The sequence below is a fragment of the Sphingobium indicum BiD32 genome (genome assembly GCF_000382885.1).
Taxonomy (GTDB): domain Bacteria; phylum Pseudomonadota; class Alphaproteobacteria; order Sphingomonadales; family Sphingomonadaceae; genus Sphingobium; species Sphingobium japonicum_C.
This window is the reverse complement of the sequence record NZ_CAVK010000049.1, coordinates 17,340-38,066: the sequence shown is the minus strand read 5'-3', so window position 1 is coordinate 38,066 and position 20,727 is coordinate 17,340. Positions and strand designations below refer to the sequence as shown.

Below are 20,727 nucleotides of genomic sequence, written 5' to 3'. Positions count from 1 at the left end.
CTCCCGCCTGCGGGAGGGGAGTAAGTAAGAAGCAGCAAGAACGCAGATGCCCACCATCACCCACGACGTCATCATCATCGGTTCGGGCGCGGCGGGTCTGACCGCGGCCATCAATCTGGCGCAGGATCGCAAGGTGCTGGTGCTGGCCAAGGGTGCGCTGGATGGCGGCTCCACCAACTGGGCACAGGGGGGGATCGCCGCAGTGCTGGATGCGGGCGACAGTTTCGACGCCCATGTCGAGGATACGATGGTGGCGGGCGCAGGTCTCAACGATCGCGCGACGGTGGAGTTCGTCGTCTCGCAAGCCCCCGCCGCGATCGAGCGCCTCGCCAAACTCGGCGTCCCGTTCAACGCGGGCGAGGATTTTGGTGACCGCTGGCACCTGACGCGCGAGGGCGGGCACAGCCATCGCCGCATCGTCCATGTCGATGACGCCACCGGCCATGCGGTGCAGATCGCGCTGCTGAAAGCCGCACGAGCCAATCCCAACATCACCCTGGTCGAGGATCTGATCGCCATCGACCTCATCACCAGCCGCCATGGCGAGCGCTATTCGGGCGATGGCCATGTCTGGGGCGTCTATGCCTTCAACAAAAAGACCAAGCATGTCGATGCGCTGCTGGGCAAGGCGACGATCCTGTGCACCGGCGGCGCGGGCCGCACCTATCTCTTCTCCACCGCTCCGCGCGGTGCGACCGGCGATGGTATCGCCATGGCCTGGCGCGCGGGGTGCCGCGTGTCGAACATGGAGATGAACCAGTTCCACCCGACCTGCCTCTATAATCTGGAGGTCAAGAATTTCCTGATTACCGAAGCGGTGCGCGGCGAGGGCGGGCATCTGAAACTCCCCCCCGGCGTGCCGGGCGGCGGCGAGCGTTTCATGCCGCGCTTCGACCCGCGCGAGGAACTGGCACCGCGCGACGTCGTGGCCCGCGCCATCGACCATGAAATCAAGCGGCTCGGCCTCGATTATGTCCATCTCGACATCAGCCATAAAGAGCCAGCGTTCGTGAAGCATCACTTCCCGACCATCTATGCGCGCCTCCTCGACCTGGATATCGACATCACCAGGGAACCGATCCCGGTCGTCCCGGCGCAACATTATACCTGCGGCGGGGTGGTGATCGACCTGGACGGGCGCACCGACCTGCCCGGCCTTTATGCCGCGGGAGAAGTCAGCGAAAGCGGCCTCCACGGCGCCAATCGCCTGGCGTCCAACTCGCTGCTCGAATGTTTCGTGTTCGGCGAAGCCGCCGCCAGCCATATCCGCGCCCATTGGGACGAACTGCCGGCACCCCCACCGATCCGCGCCTGGGACGAAAGCCGCGTCACCAACAGCGACGAAGAAGTCATCGTCCAGCATAACTGGAAGGAAATCCGCCGCTTCATGTGGGATTATGTCGGCATCGTCCGTACCACCAAGCGGCTGGAACGCGCCCAGCATCGTGTCGCCCTGCTGGCGCAGGAGGTGGACGATTATTACGGCAATTTCCGCGTGACCCCGGACCTCATCGAACTGCGCAACCTGCTGGAGGTTGCCCGGCTGGTGGTACGCTCGGCGCTCCACCGCAAGGAAAGCCGGGGATTGCACTATACGCTCGATTATCCCGATATGCTGAAGGCTGCGGTGGATACGGTGCTGGCGCCATAAAAAAGGCGCGGTCGCCGGGGTCAGCGCCGCGCCTTAAGGTGGAGGAGGGACAGGCGGGGAGGCCCATCCGGTATCTCCGCCCTATCCCCATCCGCAGAGGCGCGCATTGACGTGCGTCAAATATCCTTAAGGAAAGTGCCGAGCGCCGCGTGAAAACGCACGGGCTGGTCAGCCATTACCATATGGCCGCTGGGACCAATGGCGCGCAGCAGCGCATCTTTCTTGGGGGCATAAGCGGCGCGGAACCGGCTGGCGATGATAGCGGCCTGTTCCCGGTCCGCCCCGACCGCATAGACCACCTCCAGCGGAACGCTCAGCCGCGCGAGTTGCGGGCCAAGATCGATATTGGCCAGATCGCGCAAGGCGCTGGCGATCACGTCGGGATCGCTGCCCTTTGCTCCGGGTGCTTGCCCCACTATCTGTGCCAGATAGCGCCGCCCCGCCACTGTTCCAGTCAGATAACCGCCCAGTTGATCGGCCAGAAAGCCCAGGCCACTGGCGGTGCCGCCCACCATCGCCGCCCCGGCCGGCAGCATATCGACCACCATCACCCGACCCGCAACGCCCTTCAGCCCCAGCATCATCGCCAGCGTGCCACCCATGGAATGACCCACGATCGCCGGGCGCTTCAGGCCCGACATTGTGATGTAGCGGGCGATCTCGTCAGCCAGCGGCTGGACCAACGGACCGCTGGCATTGGCCTCCGGCGCAAGGCCTGCAAAACCGCGCACCTGGACCAGATGGAAACGATATCCCGGCACCGCGCCCAACACCCCGTTCCAGATGCCCGGACCACTGGCGAGGCCGGGGATCAGCAGCACATCACGCCCCGATCCCCGCACAGTCACCGCAATCCGGCGCGAGGAGAACGGCACAGCCTCCGCCGTCCCGCTCCACAGCAATCCACCCGCTGCCAGCACCCCGCCAATCAGCGCCCGCCTGTCCATGCCTTGATCCATCATGCCGTCCTATTGCCTCCCGCCGGCTTAACCGCAACTGAGCATAGGCTGGCTGTCTCCGGTTCCCCGTTCAGCCTCCTTACATCGCATTTGTGGAATCATTCGTCGCATCAGCCTTGCCCGCTTACCGGGTGGTTGCCCCTAAATGGCGCTTGCAGAGTGCGGGGAATGGAATGACATCGAATGAACGCCGGGGTGCTTCTGCGCGCCTGGTCCTGTTGATGGCGGCGCTGTCCGCTTGCGTAAGCGCGCCCGAACCGCGTCCGGCGCAGGCTGCCCCCGCGCCGCAGCGGGTGCAGCCCACCACCAATACATGGCCGATCCGCGAGGTCGCCAATCCGCCGCTGCCTTATCGCGAGATCGACCAGACCGAAACCCCCTCCCCCGCGCTGGTCAGCGTCGTACGCAATCTGGGGCAAAGCTTCCGGGGCAAGGTCGGCATCGCCGTGCGACGGATCGGCGCGGACTGGACCGTCGCCTGGAACGGCAACGCTTTGTTCCCGCAGCAAAGCGTGTCGAAACTCTGGGTGGCGATGACCTTCCTCGACGCGGTCGACCGGGGCAAGCTGCGCCTGACCGACACGACGACCATCACCCGCAATGACCTGACCCTGTTCCACCAGCCATCCGCTGCCATGCTTAAAGATGGCGGCTGGACCACCAGTTACTCCGACCTGATGCGCCGGGCCATGACCCAGAGCGACAATACCGCCAATGACACGCTGCTGCGCGCGGTCGGTGGGCCGGACGCGGTACGCGGTTTTCTGGCGCGGCGGATGATCAAGGATATTCGCTTTGGTCCGGGCGAACGGCTGCTGCAATCGACCACGGCAGGTCTGGAATGGCGGCAGGATTATGCGATCGGGCGCAATTTCTACGCCGCCCGCGCCAAAGTGCCGATGGCGGCGCGGGTGAAGGCGCTGGACAATTATCTCGCCAGTCCACCCGACGGTGCAGCCCCCGCCTCGATCGTCCAGGCGCTGGCGAAGCTGAAGCAGGGGGACATGCTGTCCGCAACTTCATCGCGTCTGTTGCTGTCGATCATGTCGGAAGCCAAGACCGGGCCGCAACGGATCAAGGGCGGCGTGCCGCCGGGCTGGTCCTATCTGCACAAGACCGGCACCGGGCAGGATCTGCCGCCGCGATCGACCGGCTTTAACGATATCGGCATCATGACCGCGCCCGATGGCACGAGTTACGCCGTGGCGGTGATGATCGGCAGCACTACGGTCAGCATCCCGGAACGCTGGGCGCTGATGCAGGCCGTGGCCAAGGCGGTAGCGGCCAATCACGAGCCGAAATGAGATAAGGGGCGTGCGCCGAACGACGCCCGCCCCTTTATCCGCCCTGTAGCATCAGTTGAGGACCAGCGCGAACATCGCGACCTGGCCGAGAAAGGCGACGCCAAGGGCGATCAGCATGTTGGCGGGCTTGAGATACTGGGTCATGAAACCATCCTTTTGATAATGTGGGTGACCGGACCATCCGGCAACACCCCATGGCCAGACAGTGCCTGCGCCCCGGCGATTTGCGCGCAAGCCCGATTGCGTCACGCAGCGATTCCCTTTCAAAACCCCCGGAAAAGCGCGACAGTAGCGGTTCGCGCTTCGCGAACGGGAGGGCACGATCCGTGAAACGGCTGCGTCGGACGATATTGGAACTATGGGCGATGCTGCCGCTGGCGGCGATTGCCGGCTTTCTGGGACCGTTCGGCACCTATCTGGCCGGCGACTTCGTCCATCGCACGGGGCGCTGGGGCCTGTTGTTGCTGGGTGCCTATATCGTCGTGCGGCCGACGATGATCTTCTGGAGCTGGCTGGCCCGCGCGACTGCGCTGCCGCACGGCACGATCGTCTTTTGCGGATTGATGCTGTCGAGCATCCCCATGGCGCTTTTGTGGGAATGGGCAGGAATGGAGGAAGTGCGCCAGTTGGGCGGCTTTAGCGGCCTGTTGCCCTTCACCGCCCTGTGCGCGGCCCTGATCATGGTCGTCGCGGCCTGGGCCGATCGGGCGGACGCGCATCTGCTGCGCTTTTACGATGGCACCATGTCCCGGCGAATCATCCCGGCCGCGCCGCCTGCACAGGGCGGCGGCCCGGCTGCCGACCGCCCGCGCCTATACGCCCGGCTCAGCCCGCGCTTTACCGGCGAGATTGCCGCGCTGGAGAGCGAAGATCATTATGTCCGCGTCCACGGCCGGGGACAGAGCGAACTCCTGCTGATCCGGCTGCGCGACGCCATCGCGGAAATGGACGCGACACCGGGCGAGCAAACCCATCGCAGCTGGTGGGTGGCGCGAGACGCCGTGGCGGAAACGCTGGGCAACGGCCGCAACCGGGAAATCCGGCTGGCGAACGGCCTGCGCGTGCCGGTGGCGCGCGATTCGGTCGATCGGCTCCAGCAGTCGGGCTTTCTGTCGGCCTGACGACGGGAGGGAGACTGCATAACCGGCAATTTTGCGGTCGCATCGCTGAAGCAGAAAACCGGTTCCCACTTTTCTGCGCGATGCTCTATCCCCCTTTCCCATGACCCAGAATCACCTCTATCTCGTCGATGGCAGCGGCTACATCTTCCGCGCCTATCACCAGCTTCCGCCGCTCACCAACCAGCATGGCCAACCGGTCGGCGCCGTCTATGGCTATACGACGATGCTGTGGAAGCTGGCAGAGGAGTTGGGCAAAGCAGAAGGCCCGACCCATATGGCGGTGATCCTGGACAAGGGGTCACACACTTTCCGCAACGACATGTACGACCAGTATAAGGCGAACCGCCCGCCCGCGCCCGAAGATCTGGTCCCGCAATTCCCGATGATCCGCGACGCGACCCGCGCCTTCTCCCTCCCCTGTATCGAGGAGGCGGGTTATGAGGCGGACGACCTGATCGCCAGCTATACCAGGGCGGCGGTCGCGGCGGGCTGGCATGTCACCATCGTCAGTAGCGACAAGGATCTGATGCAACTGATCCAGCCCGGCGTCGATATGTATGACACGATGAAGAATGAGCGGCGCGGGGCCGATTATGTCGTCGGCAAATTCGGGGTTCAGCCTGAGCAGCTGGGCGATGTGCTGGCGCTGATGGGTGACAGTGTGGACAATGTCCCCGGCGTGCCCGGCATCGGTCCCAAGACGGCGGCCAAGCTGATCGTCGAATATGGCGGGCTGGAGGCGGCACTGGAGGCCGCGCCCGCGATGAAGAAGTCAAAGATGCAGGAAAATCTGATCGCCCATGCCGACATGGCGCGGCTGTCGCGGCGGCTTGTCGCGCTGCATGACAATATGGCGTTGCCCGAACCGCTCGACGATCTGACGCTCAAGGGTATTCCCAAGGAGCCTTTGCAGGATTTCCTGACTCATCATGGTTTCAAGACATTGCTCAACCGGCTGGGTGCGCCCGCCGCCGCCGTGGCGGTGGCCGCCGCATCGGCCAGTGTCGCTGAACCCCTCGCCACCCCGGTCGCACCACAGGAGCCGGCGATCGACCGCAGCCTTTACGAAACCGTGGTGAGCGAGGAGGCGCTAGACCGGTGGATCGCGCTGGCGACCGCCGAAGGAATAGTGGCGGTCGACACCGAAACCGACATGCTCGATTGTGTATCGTGCCAGTTGGTCGGCGTCAGCCTCGCCACCGGACCCAACAAGGCCTGCTACATCCCGGTCGGCCATGGCGGGCGCGACATGTTTGCGGAAAAGCCGGCGCAATTGCCGCTGGCGACCGTGCTGGCGAAGCTGAAACCCCTGCTGGAGGATGATGCGGTCCTCAAGGTCGGCCAGAACCTGAAATATGACATGACCGTGCTGCGGCGGCACGACATCGCCATCACCCCGTTTGACGACACGATCGTCATGAGCTTCGACCTGGATGCCGGTCAAAGCCTGTCGGGCCATGGCATGGACGAAGCGGCGCGAACGCACCTCAATCATGAGTGCATCAGTTTCAAGGAGGTGGTCGGCACCGGCAAGAATCAGATCACGTTCGGTGAAGTACCGCTGGACAAGGCGACCGCCTATGCCGCCGAGGATGCGGACGTGACATTGCGGCTCTGGAAATTGTTCAAGACGCGGGTGGCGAACGAGGGCGCGAACCGGGTGTATGAGCTGGTCGACCGGCCTTTGGTCCCGGTGATCGCGCGGATGGAGCATCGCGGGATCAAGGTGGATCGCGAGCATCTGGCGCGGCTGTCGGGCGAATTTACCGCAGGCATCGCCGCGCTGGAGACCGAGATTCACGAACTGGCCGGGCAGCCCTTCGCGATCGGATCGACCCAGCAACTGGGCGCGATCCTGTTCGACAAGATGGGCTATAAGGGCGGCAAGAAGGGCAAGTCGGGCGCCTATTCCACCGACGTCACCATCCTTGAACAACTGGCGGCGCAGGGCGCGCCAATTGCCAGCAAGATATTGGAATGGCGGCAGCTTTCCAAGCTGAAGTCCACCTATACCGACGCGCTACAGGCGCAGATCAACAAGGATACGGGCCGGGTCCACACCAGCTACTCGCTGACAGGGGCGCAGACCGGGCGGCTTTCCTCGACCGATCCCAATCTGCAAAATATCCCGATCCGCACCGAAGTCGGGCGGCAGATCCGCCATGCCTTTGTCGCTGAACCCGGCAATGTCATCCTGGCGGCGGACTATAGCCAGATCGAGCTGCGGCTGGCCGCGCATATGGCCGATGTGCCTGCGCTGAAAGAGGCTTTCGCGGCGGGCGAGGATATTCACGCCGCCACCGCCAAGCAGTTGTTCGGCGAGGTCAATCGCGACACGCGCGGCCGCGCCAAGACGATCAACTTCGCGATCCTCTACGGCATCTCCCGCTGGGGACTGGCCGGGCGGCTGGAGATCAGCGCCGACGAAGCGCAGGAAATGATCGCCAAATATTATGAACGATTCCCCGGCATCAGCATCTACATCAACGAAACGATCGAGAAGGCGCGGGAACGCGGCTATACCGAGACTTTGTTCGGGCGAAAGACCTGGTTCCCGCGTATCCGCGCATCCATCCAGCACGAACGGCAGGGCGCCGAACGCGCCGCGATCAACGCGCCGATCCAGGGGACCAGCGCTGACATCATCAAGCGGGCGATGGCGCGCATGGACCCGGCGCTGGAGGCGGCGGGGCTGCCGGGCGTCAGGATGCTGTTGCAGGTGCATGACGAACTGGTGTTCGAGTTGCCGGAGGGCGACGTGGACGCGGCCAGCGCGGTGATCCGCAACGTGATGGAAAGCGCCGCCGAGCCGATCGTCAAACTGAGCGTGCCGCTGGGGGTCGAGATCGGCACGGGGCCGAGTTGGGGCGCGGCGCATTGATCGGCTGAAACAGACACGAGCGCGACGTCCATACCCGTCATTCCCGCCTTCGCGGGGATGACGGGTATGGGTGGTATGCAAAAGGCCAGCCCCGCAGGACCGGCCCCCCGTCAATCGAACAGCTCTTCCAGAAAGCTCTTCTTCCGCTTCCTGGGGTAGCCACGCCCGTCGTCGCGATAGTCGCGGTCTGGGCGGTAGCTCTGCTGGGCGAAGGGCGCTGGCCGGGCGGGCGGGACAGTGTCACCCGCGGCCCGTTCGATGATCTTGTCCAGTTCGCCCCGGTCCAGCCACACGCCCCGGCATTGCGGGCAATAGTCGATTTCGACCCCCTGCCGGTCCGTCATCGCCAGTCCGACATGACAGACCGGGCAGAGCATCGTCGATACGGCTGCTTGATCCCGCATCCGCTTATTCCCGCTCGCCGGTAAGGCTGAGCAGCATCTGGAACAGGTTGACGAAGTTGAGGTAGAGCGACAGCGCGCCCATCACCTGCATCTTCGCGGCTATTTCATGCCCGGCATAGGCGAAATAGTCCGACTTGATCCGCTGCGTGTCCCAGGCGGTCAGGCCGGTGAAGATCACCACGCCCAGGATCGAGATGACCATCGCCATCGCCGACGAACCGATGAAGATGTTGATCAGGCTGGCGACGATGATGCCAATGAGGCCCATGATCAGGAAGCTGCCCATCTTCGTCAGGTCACGCTGGGTAGTATAGCCCCACAGCGACATGGCGAGGAACATGACGGCCGCCGAGAAAAAGGCTTGCGCGATGCTGCCGCCGGTAAACATCAGGAAGATGCTGGCCAGCGACACGCCCATCACGGCGGAGAAGGCCCAGAAGGCCATGCGCGCGCCCGATGTCGTCATCTTTTCGATACGGAAGGTGAAGAAGAACACAAAGGCCAAAGGCGCGAAGATTGCCACCCATTTGAGCGGCGTGCCGAAGATCGCGGCAGCCAGCACTGGCGTATTGCCGATAAATGCCGCAACCAGCCCGGTAATCACCAGACCCAGGCCCATATTGCGGAAAACGCCCAGCATGTGCGCGCGCAGCCCGGCGTCGGTCTGCGCCGTGCGGCTCGCACCATAGCCCGGCAAAGGAACGCGATTATTCACTTGGGGTCACTCCAATCCATCAAAAAGTGGTTCGAGTGGCCCGGTGCGGTCTCCTGCGGCATTTAGGGGGAAATTGCCGCAAAACCTGCACCGGGCGCACCCGATGCGGTCCGACATCACGGCTGGACAAGGGGGAAGTCCAGCGCGTCAGAGGGGCCCGGCCCGCATCAGTCATATTGGGGGAGGAACGCACAGGTGCAAGGGGCCGGAGCGGGTGCAACATTTTATTACAATTCTTCAAATCCTCCCCTTGCAGGGGAGGAGAATTGTATATGACTTTTCGTTATCCCTCCAACGTCATGCTGAACTTGTTTAGCTGCGCTGGCCTTACGGCTCAGCATCCATCGTGCCCCAAAAGCCGCGGTTCGAGACGAGAAATGGATCCTGAAATAAATTCAGGATGACGATGAAGGAGCGGGCAGTTCCATATGCGATAGCCCTGCCTTGCGGGGGAGGTGGATGGCCGCAGGCCAGACGGAGGGGTGACACCCCTCCGTCATCGCTTCGCGATGCCACCTCCCCTCCAAGGGGAGGATTTCTTCATATTGACCCCCGCGCCGCTTCGCGCCATCGCTTTGCGCCATGTCCGACAACCAGCATATCACCGCGCCGCTGCGCCTGTTCAACAGCCTGACCCGCTCGATCGAAGCCTTCGCGCCGATCGAGGATAATCATGCGCGCGTCTATAGCTGCGGCCCCACCGTTTATAATTACGCGCATCTGGGCAATTTGCGCGCCTATGTCTTTACCGACACGTTGCGCCGGACGTTGCTGTGGAAGGGATTGTCAGTCACCCATATCATCAACATCACCGATGTCGGCCACCTGACCAGTGACGCGGACGCAGGCGATGACAAGATGGAGGCGGCCGCGCGGGCCAGCGCCAGGAGCATCTGGGACATTGCCGCCCATTATACGCAGGCATTCAAGCAGAATATCGCCGACCTCAACATCATCGCGCCGAGCGAATGGACGGTCGCCACCGACTATGTGCCGCAGATGATAGAATTTGCCGAGAGGATCGCACCGATACATTGCTACGAACTCGACAGCGGCCTCTATTTCGACAGCGCGAGCGTGCCCGATTATGGCGCGCTGGCGGGCGGTCGCGATGATGCCGCGCACGCCCGGATCGATCCTGTCGCGGGCAAGCGCAATCCGTCCGACTTTGCAATCTGGCGCAAGTCGCCGCCGGGCGAACAGCGGCAGATGGAATGGGACAGCCCCTGGGGGCCGGGCGCGCCGGGATGGCATCTGGAATGTTCGGTCATGTCGCAGGCAGTGCTGGGTCATCCGTTCGATATCCATACCGGCGGGATCGACCATCGCGAAATCCACCATCCCAATGAGATCGCGCAAAATCAGGCATTCCATGCCTGCTGCGGGCCGGACGTGGGCGCGGCGGAAGCGGGCTTCACCGGCGCGCGCTGGTGGATGCACAATAATTTTCTGGTGGATCGCAGCGGCAAGATGAGCAAGTCGAAGGGCGGCTTCACCACGCTCTTCAGCCTGATCGACGCGGGCGTGCATCCGCTCGCCTATCGCCTGCTGTGCCTGGGCGCCCATTATCGCAGCGAACTGGAATTCAGTGCAGAGGGTGTGGGCGCCGCCCTGACCCGACTGAAGCGCTTGGTCATGGGCGTGGAGGGATTGAAAGCCCGTGCCGAGGGGGTGACGTGGCAATCGCCCCGACTCGACTATCTGCGCGCCAATATGCACCCCAAGCTGGCACCGCTGCTGGAGCAGTTTGACGCCGCGATCAGCGACGATCTGATGACGCCGCGCGCCCTCCCGCTGCTGGAGGAAGCGATCGCGCTCAAGAAAGTCCCGGTGGACGAGAAACTCTGCCTGATCGCGGCCTTCGACGCGGCGCTGGGCCTCAACCTCATGACCCTGACCCGCGGCGACCTTCGCGTCCAGCCCAAGGATGCGCGGATCACGCCGGAAGAGATTGATGCGCAGCTCGAACGCCGTGCCGCCGCCCGCGCCGACAAGGATTTCGCCCTGTCGGACGAGATACGCGACGCCCTGATCGCGCGCGGGGTCGATGTGATGGATGGCGATCCGTTGCGCTGGGACTGGCGGTTGACCTTGGGGTGATTGCGCCTGCGAAACGCTTGTAACTTGACGCTACTGCGTCCGCGCCCGCAAAGACTGTCGCAGGGGCAGAATCGGGGACAGGCGATGGGGCTTAGGGCAGGCAGGATAGCCATGGTGCTGGCGCTGGCGGCGTTGCCATCGCTACCCGCTGCGGCACAGACGGTCGCGGGCTTCAGCGTCACCGATCCGCGCCACGCCCAATTGCGCGCGCTCGACCAAAAAGCCACCACCCTGTTCGAGAATGACGATTTCGCCCTGTCGATGTCGCAAAAGACCCGCGACGCATGGTCCGCGTTGCACGACGCGGGGATGAAGGTTCGCGTCGGCAACCACCCCCACCCGATGGCGGGCGTGGGCCTCATCAAGCTGGGGTCGATGGACCAGATTGAGGGCAAGAATCCGTCCGCATTGAGCCATGTCGACAAGGGGCTGGCGCTGATCGCCCCGTTCCGCGACGCCTATCCCATCCCCTGGCTGGAGGGGATGTCGGTCAAGGGCTATGTCCAGTCGATGATCGGCGATGTCGCCGCCGGTGCGGAGACGCTGGCGCAGGCAAGCGCCTATGCCGACGGCTATTTCGCGCGCGTCGGACCCAAGGCGCTGTCCGAAGCCGATTATATGCTCAAGTCCAACATCGCCTTTTCCCATGCGCAGGCGCTGTCGCGGCTGGGGCGCAATGGCGAAGCGGTCGATGCGCAGCGCGCCAGTCTGGATGCACGCAGGACCAGCCTTGGTCCCAACCATCCCGACACGGTCGCCGCTACCTACACCTATGCGCAGATGCTGTTCCGTGCGGCGCGCATGGCAGAGGCGGAAAAATATGCGCGGCTGGCGGTCAATATCGCGACCGACCATGTCGATCGCAAGCATCCCAGCTATCATCGGTCGCTGGAAATGCTGGGGTTGCTGCTGGCGCGCACCGGGCGAAGGATCGAAGCCCTGGATTATATGGAGCGCGCCATCGCCATCAAGCGCGAGACGATGGGGACGAAGAGCCTCTTCTACCATTTCGGCCTCTATAATATGGCGGGCGTTCTGCTCCCGCTGGAACGCTATAGCGACGCGGAACCGCTGTTTCTGGAAGCCGAACGCGGTTTTCGGGCGGTGGAGGGGGAGAATAGCCCGCAAAGCGCGCGCGCACTGGCCTTTGCCGCCGTCGCCAGCGCCGCATCGGGACGGCCGGAGGAAGCCATCGAGCGCGCACGCACCGCCATGGCGCGCGTGCGTACCCCCACGGCCAGCGATCGCGACATGGGCCAGCGTGTCTATCCGCTACTCGTCCCGGCGCTGATTGCCACCGGACAGGGTGACGCTGCACGCGCCATCGCCGCCGATTATCTGCGCGAAACCCGGCAGATCGACAACGCCCCGGCCTTCGCGCTGGCCAATGCCGCGATGCTGGCGGCCTGGGCGCAGGGGGATGGCGCGGTTGGTGCGGCGCGGCAAATGGCCGGGTTGCTGCGCGAGGGGCAAAGCCTGGACGATGACGGCGACCTCAATGAGGATCAGCGCGCCGCGCTCGATACCATCCTCAAGATCGCGGTGCAGGCCAATGATCCCGCGCTGGCGCTCGACGCGATGGCGATCCTGGCCGGATCGCGCATTGCCCAGGCCAACCGTCTGGTGGCCGAACGGCTGGTCGCCGATCCAGCGCTGGGCGCGCGGGTCCGCACCTTGCAGGACAAGGTGAAGGCGCTGACCAGCGCGGACAGTGCGCTGCTCAAGGCGCTGGCGACCGACAAGGATGTCGAGGCCGCCCGCGCCACCCGCGCCACGGTGGAGGCCATTGCCGAGGCCGAACGGGCCGCCATCGCCCGCGACTATCCCCGCTGGGTAGAGGCGCGCGGCGGGGTGCGGCCCGACCTTGCGACTCTGCGCGCAGGGCTGATGCAGGACGAAGCGCTGCTGGCGGTGATGCCGGCCTTTGACGGGGTGTATCTGCTGGCGATCAATGCCGATGGTGCGACCATCGAACGCACACAGATGGGCCGCGCCGCCATGGTTACGCTGGTCGACCGGTTGCGCGGCACAATGACCCCGACCGGGTTCGACCGGATCGCCGCGCATGACCTTTATACCCAGATATTCACGCCCGCCATCCTCGCCCGGCTGGGCAAGGCGAAGGCATTGCGGATCGTGCCCACCGGCGCCTTCGCCTCACTGCCCTTTGCGATGCTGCCACAGCGGCCGGTCGCATCAGTGGGCCGGGACACGCCCTGGCTGATCCGCCGTTTCGCGATCGAGGTGCAGCCCGGTTTCGCCACCGGCCCTGTGGCACCCCAACGCATCGCCACGCGCAACCAGACATTTCTGGGCGTCGGCGCGCCTGACGCCTTTGCCGCCTCGACCAAGGCTGCCGCGCCTGTGCTGCTGGCCGCCAACCATTATTTCCGCGGCGGCACGGCGGATGCGACCGCGCTGTCGGAACTGCCGCCTTTGCCCGGATCGCTGGCTGAATTGCGCGCCGTGGCGGATCGCTTCGGCACCGGCCGCGCCACCCTGCTGGTCGGCGCGCAGGCGAGCGAAGCGGCGCTGCGCCGGCAGGACATGGCTCCCTATTCGGTCATATTGTTCGCCACCCACGGGCTGGTCAGCGGCCAGATGGAGGGCGTGACCGAACCGGCGCTGGTCCTGTCCCCGCCTTCCCCCGGCACTGGCGACGACGGACTGCTGACCGCTTCGGAGGTCGCTGCGATGCGGATCGGCGCGGACTGGGTGATCCTGTCCGCCTGCAACACGGCGGCAGGCGACAGTGCGCAGGCACCGGCCTATTCGGGACTGGCGCAGGCGTTTCGTTATGCGGGTGCAGGGTCGCTGCTGGTGTCGCACTGGCCGGTGCGCGACGATGCCAGCGCCTTCGTCACGCTCGAAACGGTGAAGGCGACCAATGCCGGCGTGCCGCGCGCGGTTGCGCTCCAGAAGGCCATGCTGAAACTGATGCGGTCAAACCGGCCCGACGCCACGCAACCCTATATCTGGGCGCCGTTCATTCTGGTCGGGCGCTGACAGCTTAACCAGCCTCCAGCGCCGCGCCCGCTTCCATCCAGATTTCCTCAGCCGCTTCCAGCTTCTTTTCCACGCCCGCGCGCTTCACCATCAATTCGCTGGTGGTCATCTTCGCTTCCGCTCCGGTCGCGGCCTTGGGATCGAACAGCACGGCATCGATCCGCTTGCGCTCTGCGATCAGCGCAGCCATCTCCTTTTCGGCGCGCGAGACCGCGTTCTTGAGCGTTTTCTGCTTTTCGCGCCATTCAGCCGCCGCCTTCTTGTCGGCCTTGCGATCGACCTTGGGCGCGTCGCCGCTGCTGTTGCCGTCCGCCTTGCGCAGGACGATGTCGGTATAATCCTCCAGGCTGCCATCGAACGGCTGGGCCGTGCCGCCATCGACCAGCACCAGCCGGTCGGCGACCAGCTCGATCATGTGCCGGTCATGGCTGACAATCACCACCGCGCCATTATAATCGTTGAGCGCCTGCACCAGCGCCTCACGGCTGTCGACGTCCAGATGGTTGGTCGGTTCGTCGAGGATCAGCAGATGCGGCGCGTCGCGGGTGATGAGCGCCAGCGCCAGCCGCGCCCGCTCGCCGCCCGACATGCTCCCGACTTTCTGGATCGCCCGTTCGCCCGAAAAGCCAAAGCGCCCGAGTTGCGCGCGCACCGCGCCGGGCGTCGCGCCCTTCATCACGCGGGTCATATGTTCCAGCGGCGTGTCGGTGACGTCCAGTTCCTCGACCTGATATTGGGTGAAATAGCCGACCTGCATCTTGGCCGAACTTTGCATCTGCCCTTCCATCGGCGCGAGTTGCGCCGCGATCAGGCGGGCCAGCGTCGTCTTGCCGTTGCCGTTGCGGCCCAGCAGCGCCAGGCGGTCGTCCGGGTCGATGCGCAGATTGACCCGACGCAGGATCGGCGTGTCGCCATAGCCGACCGCCGCCATGTCCATGGTGATGAGCGGCGGGCGCAGTTCGGGCGGGCTGGGAAAACTGAACGCCAGTGTCGGATCTTCGATCGAGGCGGCGATCGGCTGCATCCGCGCCAGCGCCTTGGCGCGCGACTGGGCCTGCTTCGCAGTCGATGCGCGGGCAGAATTGCGCGCGACATAGTCCTGCAACTTCTCGCGCTCGGCCTGTTGCTTGACCCGCGCCGATTCGAGCTGGGCCAGGCGCTCGGCCCGCTGCCGCTCGAACGCATCATAGCCGCCGGGATAGAGGGTGACCTTGCCGCCCTCCAGATGGAGGATGTAATCGACGACATTGTTGAGCAGGTCGCGCTCATGGCTGATGACGACCACGGTGCCGCGATAGGCTTTGAGGAAATTCTCCAGCCACATCGTCGCTTCAAGGTCGAGATGGTTCGAGGGTTCGTCGAGCAGCAAAAGGTCGGGATTGGAGAAGAGCAGCGAGGCCAGCGCCACGCGCATCTTCCAGCCGCCCGAATAGCTGTCGAGCGGGCGGCCCTGCATTTCCTCGTCAAAGCCAAGTCCCACCAGGATGCGCGCCGCGCGGGCTGGGGCGGTGTAGGCGTCGATCGTCGTCAGCCGCTCGTAGATATGGCCCAGGCGATCGGGATCATGCGTATGTTCCGCCTCCGCCATCAGCGCGGCACGTTCTTTGTCCGCCTCCAGCACCGTCTCGAACGGAGTCGCCGTGCCGCTGGGGGCTTCCTGCGCGATATAGCCCAGCCGCGTGTCGCGCGGCATGTCGCAACTGCCATCGTCCGGGTCGAGCTGGCCGATCATGACCTTCATCAGCGTGGACTTGCCCGCGCCGTTGCGGCCGATCAGGCCGACGCGGCTGCGCGGGGGAAGCGCCGCGCTGGCGCGGTCGAGGATGATGCGGCCACCAAGGCGCACGGTGATACCGTTAAGATTGAGCATGGGCGCGCTTTAGCAGGAAGCCGCGCGCAGGGAAGAGGGTTGCGCCCCTATCTCAAATCTCCACCTGCGAACCCAGTTCGACGATGCGGTTGGTCGGCAGCTTGAAGAAATCCATCGGGCTTTCCGCGTTGCGGATCATCCAGGCGAACAGTTTTTCCCGCCAGATCGCCATGCCGGGCCGCTGCGATGCGATCAGCGTCTGGCGGCTGAGGAAATAGCTGCTGTCAGCCACCCGGATCGGCCCGCCGCAGTCGCTGACCGTCTTGAGCGAGGCTGGAATATCAACCTCTTCCATGAAGCCATGGCGCAGGATCAGGCGGTAAAAGCCGTCGCCATGATCCGCCACCTGTACCCGGCCATCGAGCGGCAGATGCGGCACGCCAAGTGTGCGTACCGTCAGGATGATGTTGCGTTCATGCAGGATACGGTTGTGCTTCACATTGTGAAGCAAAGCCGGCGGCACGCCTTCGGGCGTGGAGGACAGGAAGATCGCCGTGCCCGGCACTCGCGGCAGCGATTCGCGCGTAGAGCGGATGAACAGGTCCAGCTCCATCGCCCCGTCGCGAAGGCGCTCCCGCATGATCCGCCGCCCGGTGGCCCAGGTCGTCAGGATCAGGAAGGCGACAGCCGCGACCAATAGCGGGAACCAGCCCCCATCGGGTATCTTGGTCGCGTTGGACGCAAAATAGAGGCCGTCAATGACCAGGAACAGGCCGGTGATGCCGCCCGCCAGCAGCGGATGCCAGCGCCATACGGCGAACGTCAGCACCCCCATCATGGCGGTGGTGATGACCATCGTGCCGGTCACGGCGATGCCATAGGCGGCGGCCAGATTGGTCGAGCTGCCAAAGCCCAGCACCAGCAGGATGACGAGGATCAGCAACACGCGGTTGACCAGCGGCAGGTAGATTTGCCCCGCCGCACTGGCACTGGTGTGCAGGATTCGCAGGCGCGGCAGGAAGCCCAGTTGCACCGCCTGCTGCGTCACTGAAAATGCCCCGGAAATCACCGCCTGGCTGGCGATGATCGTAGCCAGCGTGGCCAGGATCACCAGCGGCAGTCGCGCCCATTCCGGCGCCATCAGGAAGAAGGGGTTGGCCGCCGTTGCGGGATCGTCCAGCATCAGCGCGCCCTGCCCCATATAGTTGAGCAGCAGGCAAGGCAGGGCGGCATAGAGCCAGGCAAGGCTGATCGCCCTGCGCCCGAAATGGCCCATATCGGCATAGAGCGCTTCGGCCCCGGTCACCGCCAGCACCACCGATCCGAGCGCCAGGAACGCAAGGTGCGGATCGAGCGCGAAAAAATGCACGGCATAGAGCGGATTGACGATCCCGATAATCTCCGGGTGCCGCCATAAATTGGTGATGCCCAGCACGGCCAGCACCAGGAAATAGACGACCATCACAGGCCCGAACAGCGCACCGACCTTCGCGGTGCCGTGACGCTGGATCAGGAACAGGCCGATCAGGATCAGGATAGCGACAGGCAACACCAGCGGGGTCAGGCTGGCCTGCACCACCGTCAGCCCCTCCACCGCCGACAGCACCGAAATGGCCGGGGTGATGATCGCATCGCCATAGAAAAGCGCGGTCGCCAGCACGCCCAGCATCGCAATCGCCGGGGTCCAGCGCGTCTCCCCCATGCGCCGCCCGATCAGCGCGAGCAGCGCCATGCTGCCGCCTTCGCCATGATTGTCGGCGCGCATGACGATGAACACATATTTGACCGTGACGACCAGCATCATCGTCCAGAAGATCAGTGACAGGACGCCATAGATATGCAGAGGATCGACCGTGAGCGGATGATGGCCGACGAAACTTTCCTTGAGCGCATAGAGCGGCGACGTGCCGATATCACCGAACACCACGCCCAGCGCGCCCAGCGCCAGCGTGGGCAGGCCAGCCTGCGGCCCACTATGTTCGGCCGATGCTGCCTCGGCCAATATCCCGTCCGCTTGCGATTGCATCGTCCTATGTCCCTGTTCCATCGAATGGGGCCGACATGACATGGAACACCATTCGATCTCCATGGCACGAACGGCGCTTCGGCATAGTATCTGCATATGATTTTGCGCCATAGCTTAACCGCGCCTGCCAATTCCTACGCTATTTCAACGCGGCCTACCCGTTCCCGCTCTCGTTTTGCTATGCGGTCATGGATAGATGGGATGCCTCCTGTTCGACATTGCAGAGGCTGGTTTTCATGTCACATTGGCATCCCCATCCCGCCGCGCGGATCGGCCTGCGCCTGCTCGGCCTTGGCCTGATCGCCAGCCTTGGCCCGCAGGGGCGGCTGCTGCACCTGCTGGTCGATCGGTCGGCAGGCGTCACGCTGGCGCAATTCGCGGTCGCCGCCACCGCCTTTCTCAGTGCCAGCCTGGGTATGGCGCTGCTTTTGCTGGGACCGGATCTGTGGAAACCGGTGCGGGTCGCGCCGCGCTGGACCCGTCGCGACGCATCCACGCGCGCGTCGGGGAAGCGCGCCTGATCTGCTTCTCGATTTTCTTCTTGCAAACGTTTGCCTAATCGCTGTATGCCTCCTTGACGGCCCGACACCTTTCGACAGGTCAGGGTCCAAAAGAGCATTTCGGTCAGATGCCCATCTGGCTGAAATTGGGGAGGAAGGCGCCGGCAGGACTGCACGCTTGAGGGCGTCTTCCTTCTCGCCCTGAGAGGAAGCCTGAGCAAATGAGCAGCTGGACCGCAGCGCATGTCGCCGCCATTGCGCCCGACGCGCCGACCGCGCCGATAATCGGCGCACATGATGTCCGTCCCGTTGCCGACAATCTCGACATTTGGGACGCATGGCCGGTGCAGCAGCGCGACGGCGCGCCGATCGAACTGGCCAATGGCGCGCAGCTATGGATGGCGCTCGCCGCCCCGCATTTTGCTGACCCGGATGAACGCCATGGTCGTGCAAGAATCCATCTGTTCCATTATCGGGGCGATCGCTGGTCGCATGTTGGCCCGGCCATGCCCGATGGCTTTTCGCCCGGAAGCCGCGAATGGTCCGGCTCGGCGATATGGGATGAGGCCAGCGACGATGTGATCCTCTACTTCACTGCTGCGGGTCGCCGGGGCGAAGCCGCGCCGAGTTTCGAGCAGAGGATGTTCAGCGCCCGTGCCCGGCTGAGCGAGGCGGGCGGGCTGACGGGATGGCAGGATCTGCGCGAAATCGTCACGATCGACCCGGACCATTATATGTCGACCCGCGAAGGCGGTGGAATCGGCACGATCAAGGCGTTCCGCGATCCCGCCTGGTTTCGCGATCCCGCCGATGGCCGTCCTTATCTGTTCTTCGCCGCGTCGCGGGCCGGATCGACCAGCGCCTATAATGGCGTGGTCGGCATGGCCAGCGCCGATCCGGCGACCCCCGATGACTGGGTGATCGCTCCGCCGCTGCTGTCCGCCGATGGCCTGAACAATGAGCTGGAACGGCCGCATATGGTCGTTTACGAGGGAAGCTATTACCTCTTCTGGTCGACCCAGCGGCATGTGTTCAATCCCGACGGCCCAACCGGTCCCACCGGTCTATATGCCATGGTCGCCCCGGCGGTGAGCGGTCCCTGGCGACCGGTCAACGGCAGCGGGCTGGTGTTCGCCAACCCCGCCACTGCCCCGGCGCAAAGCTATAGCTGGATGGTCTTGCCAGACCTGTCGGTCACCAGCTTCATCGACAATTGGGGGGATGGCGACGAACGCCGCTTTGGCGGCACCTTTGCCCCCTTTCTGCGCCTGTGGCTGGATGGTGACCGCGCCGGAGTCACGGCATGAACGGGCCGCTGGTTGCAGGCGTCGAGCTGGGCGGCACCAAGATGGTCGTGCTGCGGGCGCGGGGGCGGGAGATTGTCGAGCAGGTGACGATCCCGACCACCAGCCCGACCGAGACGCTGGGCGCGGGGGTGGCGTTGCTGTCCCGCTGGCATGCACAGGAACCATTCGCGGCGCTGGGCATAGCTTCGTTCGGTCCGCTGCGGCTGGACCAGAGCGCCCCTGATTTCGGCCATATGCTGCCGACCCCCAAGCACGGCTGGACCGGCGCAGATATTTACGGCGTGCTGAGCGCTGCCCTGCCCTGCCCGGCTGCGATCGACACCGACGTCAATGGCGCGGCGTTGGCCGAAGCGCGCTGGGGCGCGGGGGCGGAGGGGGACGCGCCGTCCGATTGCCTCTGCTACCTGACGATCGGCACGGGGCTGGGCGGCGGCTTTGCACTGAACGATCGGCCGCTGCATGGCGCGATGCACCCGGAACTGGGGCACATCTTGATCCGCCGGGCGCCGGGCGACGCTTTTGCGGGCGCCTGCCCCTTTCATGGCGACTGTATCGAGGGGCTGGTGAGCGGCCCGGCGCTGGCGGCGCGCTTTGGCGTGGCGGGAGACCAAATTGCACCGGACGATCCTCGCTGGGACGATGTCGCGCATGACATCGCGCAACTGGTCGGCACGATCCTGCTGACCACGGCGGCGCGGCAAGTGCTGATCGGCGGCGGCGTAGGCATGGGCCGGGCCGACCTGCTCGACCGGGTGCGGGCGAAGGTCGTGGCGCAGCTGGGCGGTTACCTGCCCTTTGTCGATGCCGCCAGCGTCGCGACGATCGTTCGGACGCCGGCGCTGGGCGACCAGGCCGGGCCGCTGGGCGCTGTGGCGCTGGCGATGGACATGATAAACCGACAGTGAGTTAGACATAGGAGAGCGAAAAATGCGGTCGTTGGCAG

At 64.6% G+C, this 20,727-nt stretch carries 14 protein-coding genes; 9 read left to right on the top strand and 5 right to left on the bottom strand.

From position 1 onward, the window contains the following. The first annotated feature begins 46 nt into the window (after positions 1-46). Positions 47-1,651, top strand: coding sequence for an L-aspartate oxidase (gene nadB, locus EBBID32_RS04890; RefSeq protein WP_006951770.1), 1,605 nt, complete (start codon positions 47-49; stop codon positions 1,649-1,651). Positions 1,652-1,767: 116 nt separating this feature from the next. Here the strand turns inward: nadB and EBBID32_RS04885 are convergent, their stop codons facing one another. Then, complete coding sequence (locus tag EBBID32_RS04885; RefSeq protein ID WP_037488838.1) at positions 1,768-2,613, bottom strand: alpha/beta fold hydrolase; 846 nt, start codon at positions 2,611-2,613, stop codon at positions 1,768-1,770. Between the two features lie 170 nt (positions 2,614-2,783). Here EBBID32_RS04885 and EBBID32_RS04880 point away from each other — a divergent pair, with 170 nt between their 5' ends. From EBBID32_RS04880 to polA, 3 genes are all read left to right on the top strand, one after another. Further along, positions 2,784-3,914, top strand: a complete 1,131-nt coding sequence (locus tag EBBID32_RS04880; RefSeq protein WP_006951766.1) for a serine hydrolase — start codon at positions 2,784-2,786, stop codon at positions 3,912-3,914. A gap of 326 nt (positions 3,915-4,240) precedes the next feature. Further along, positions 4,241-5,035, top strand: coding sequence for a LytTR family DNA-binding domain-containing protein (locus tag EBBID32_RS04875; RefSeq protein ID WP_006951762.1), 795 nt, complete (start codon positions 4,241-4,243; stop codon positions 5,033-5,035). A gap of 100 nt (positions 5,036-5,135) precedes the next feature. Then, positions 5,136-7,916, top strand: coding sequence for a DNA polymerase I (gene polA, locus EBBID32_RS04870; RefSeq protein ID WP_006951760.1), 2,781 nt, complete (start codon positions 5,136-5,138; stop codon positions 7,914-7,916). A gap of 110 nt (positions 7,917-8,026) precedes the next feature. Here polA and EBBID32_RS04865 read toward each other — a convergent pair whose 3' ends face one another. Continuing rightward, positions 8,027-8,320 carry a zf-TFIIB domain-containing protein gene (locus EBBID32_RS04865; RefSeq protein WP_006951758.1) on the bottom strand — a complete coding sequence of 98 codons (294 nt, stop codon included), beginning with the start codon at positions 8,318-8,320 and terminating at the stop codon, positions 8,027-8,029. 4 nt (positions 8,321-8,324) lie between these two features. After that, on the bottom strand, positions 8,325-9,035 hold the full coding sequence (locus EBBID32_RS04860; protein ID WP_006951757.1) for a Bax inhibitor-1/YccA family protein: 711 nt from the start codon (positions 9,033-9,035) through the stop codon (positions 8,325-8,327). Positions 9,036-9,617: 582 nt separating this feature from the next. Between EBBID32_RS04860 and EBBID32_RS04855 the strand changes: the two genes are divergently transcribed. Then, on the top strand, positions 9,618-11,135 hold the full coding sequence (locus EBBID32_RS04855) for a cysteine--tRNA ligase (protein WP_006951755.1): 1,518 nt from the start codon (positions 9,618-9,620) through the stop codon (positions 11,133-11,135). A 111-nt stretch (positions 11,136-11,246) separates the two neighbouring features. Then, positions 11,247-14,141, top strand: coding sequence for a CHAT domain-containing protein (locus EBBID32_RS04850; RefSeq protein ID WP_006951751.1), 2,895 nt, complete (start codon positions 11,247-11,249; stop codon positions 14,139-14,141). Positions 14,142-14,145: 4 nt separating this feature from the next. Here the strand turns inward: EBBID32_RS04850 and EBBID32_RS04845 are convergent, their stop codons facing one another. Together EBBID32_RS04845 and EBBID32_RS04840 are read right to left on the bottom strand one after the other, a co-directional pair. Next, positions 14,146-16,011, bottom strand: a complete 1,866-nt coding sequence (locus EBBID32_RS04845; RefSeq protein WP_006951750.1) for an ABC-F family ATP-binding cassette domain-containing protein — start codon at positions 16,009-16,011, stop codon at positions 14,146-14,148. A 52-nt stretch (positions 16,012-16,063) separates the two neighbouring features. Then, positions 16,064-17,977, bottom strand: coding sequence for a potassium transporter Kup (locus EBBID32_RS04840; protein WP_081628032.1), 1,914 nt, complete (start codon positions 17,975-17,977; stop codon positions 16,064-16,066). Positions 17,978-18,213: 236 nt separating this feature from the next. Here EBBID32_RS04840 and EBBID32_RS04835 point away from each other — a divergent pair, with 236 nt between their 5' ends. From EBBID32_RS04835 to EBBID32_RS04825, 3 genes are all read left to right on the top strand, one after another. Then, complete coding sequence (locus EBBID32_RS04835) at positions 18,214-18,498, top strand: hypothetical protein (protein WP_006951748.1); 285 nt, start codon at positions 18,214-18,216, stop codon at positions 18,496-18,498. 200 nt (positions 18,499-18,698) lie between these two features. Continuing rightward, entirely contained in the window at positions 18,699-19,784 is a 1,086-nt protein-coding gene (locus EBBID32_RS04830; RefSeq protein ID WP_006951747.1) for a glycoside hydrolase family 68 protein, read from the top strand. After that, positions 19,781-20,689: an ROK family protein gene (locus EBBID32_RS04825; protein WP_006951746.1), complete on the top strand. Its 909-nt coding sequence runs from the start codon at positions 19,781-19,783 to the stop codon at positions 20,687-20,689. Before EBBID32_RS04830 ends, EBBID32_RS04825 begins: the two co-directional genes overlap by 4 nt. The last annotated feature ends 38 nt before the right edge of the window (positions 20,690-20,727 follow it).

Bases quoted from the DNA above. Each gene is read 5' to 3' on its own strand.
- EBBID32_RS04880 (WP_006951766.1), top strand. From the start codon at position 2,784: ATGACATCGAATGAACGCCGGGGTGCTTCTGCGCGCCTGGTCCTGTTG.
- EBBID32_RS04885 (WP_037488838.1), bottom strand. From the start codon at position 2,613: ATGATGGATCAAGGCATGGACAGGCGGGCGCTGATTGGCGGGGTGCTG.
- nadB (WP_006951770.1), top strand. From the start codon at position 47: ATGCCCACCATCACCCACGACGTCATCATCATCGGTTCGGGCGCGGCG.
- EBBID32_RS04825 (WP_006951746.1), top strand. From the start codon at position 19,781: ATGAACGGGCCGCTGGTTGCAGGCGTCGAGCTGGGCGGCACCAAGATG.
- EBBID32_RS04865 (WP_006951758.1), bottom strand. From the start codon at position 8,320: ATGCGGGATCAAGCAGCCGTATCGACGATGCTCTGCCCGGTCTGTCAT.
- EBBID32_RS04830 (WP_006951747.1), top strand. From the start codon at position 18,699: ATGAGCAGCTGGACCGCAGCGCATGTCGCCGCCATTGCGCCCGACGCG.
- EBBID32_RS04855 (WP_006951755.1), top strand. From the start codon at position 9,618: ATGTCCGACAACCAGCATATCACCGCGCCGCTGCGCCTGTTCAACAGC.
- EBBID32_RS04840 (WP_081628032.1), bottom strand. From the start codon at position 17,977: ATGCAATCGCAAGCGGACGGGATATTGGCCGAGGCAGCATCGGCCGAA.
- EBBID32_RS04835 (WP_006951748.1), top strand. From the start codon at position 18,214: ATGTCACATTGGCATCCCCATCCCGCCGCGCGGATCGGCCTGCGCCTG.
- EBBID32_RS04850 (WP_006951751.1), top strand. From the start codon at position 11,247: ATGGTGCTGGCGCTGGCGGCGTTGCCATCGCTACCCGCTGCGGCACAG.
- EBBID32_RS04845 (WP_006951750.1), bottom strand. From the start codon at position 16,011: ATGCTCAATCTTAACGGTATCACCGTGCGCCTTGGTGGCCGCATCATC.
- polA (WP_006951760.1), top strand. From the start codon at position 5,136: ATGACCCAGAATCACCTCTATCTCGTCGATGGCAGCGGCTACATCTTC.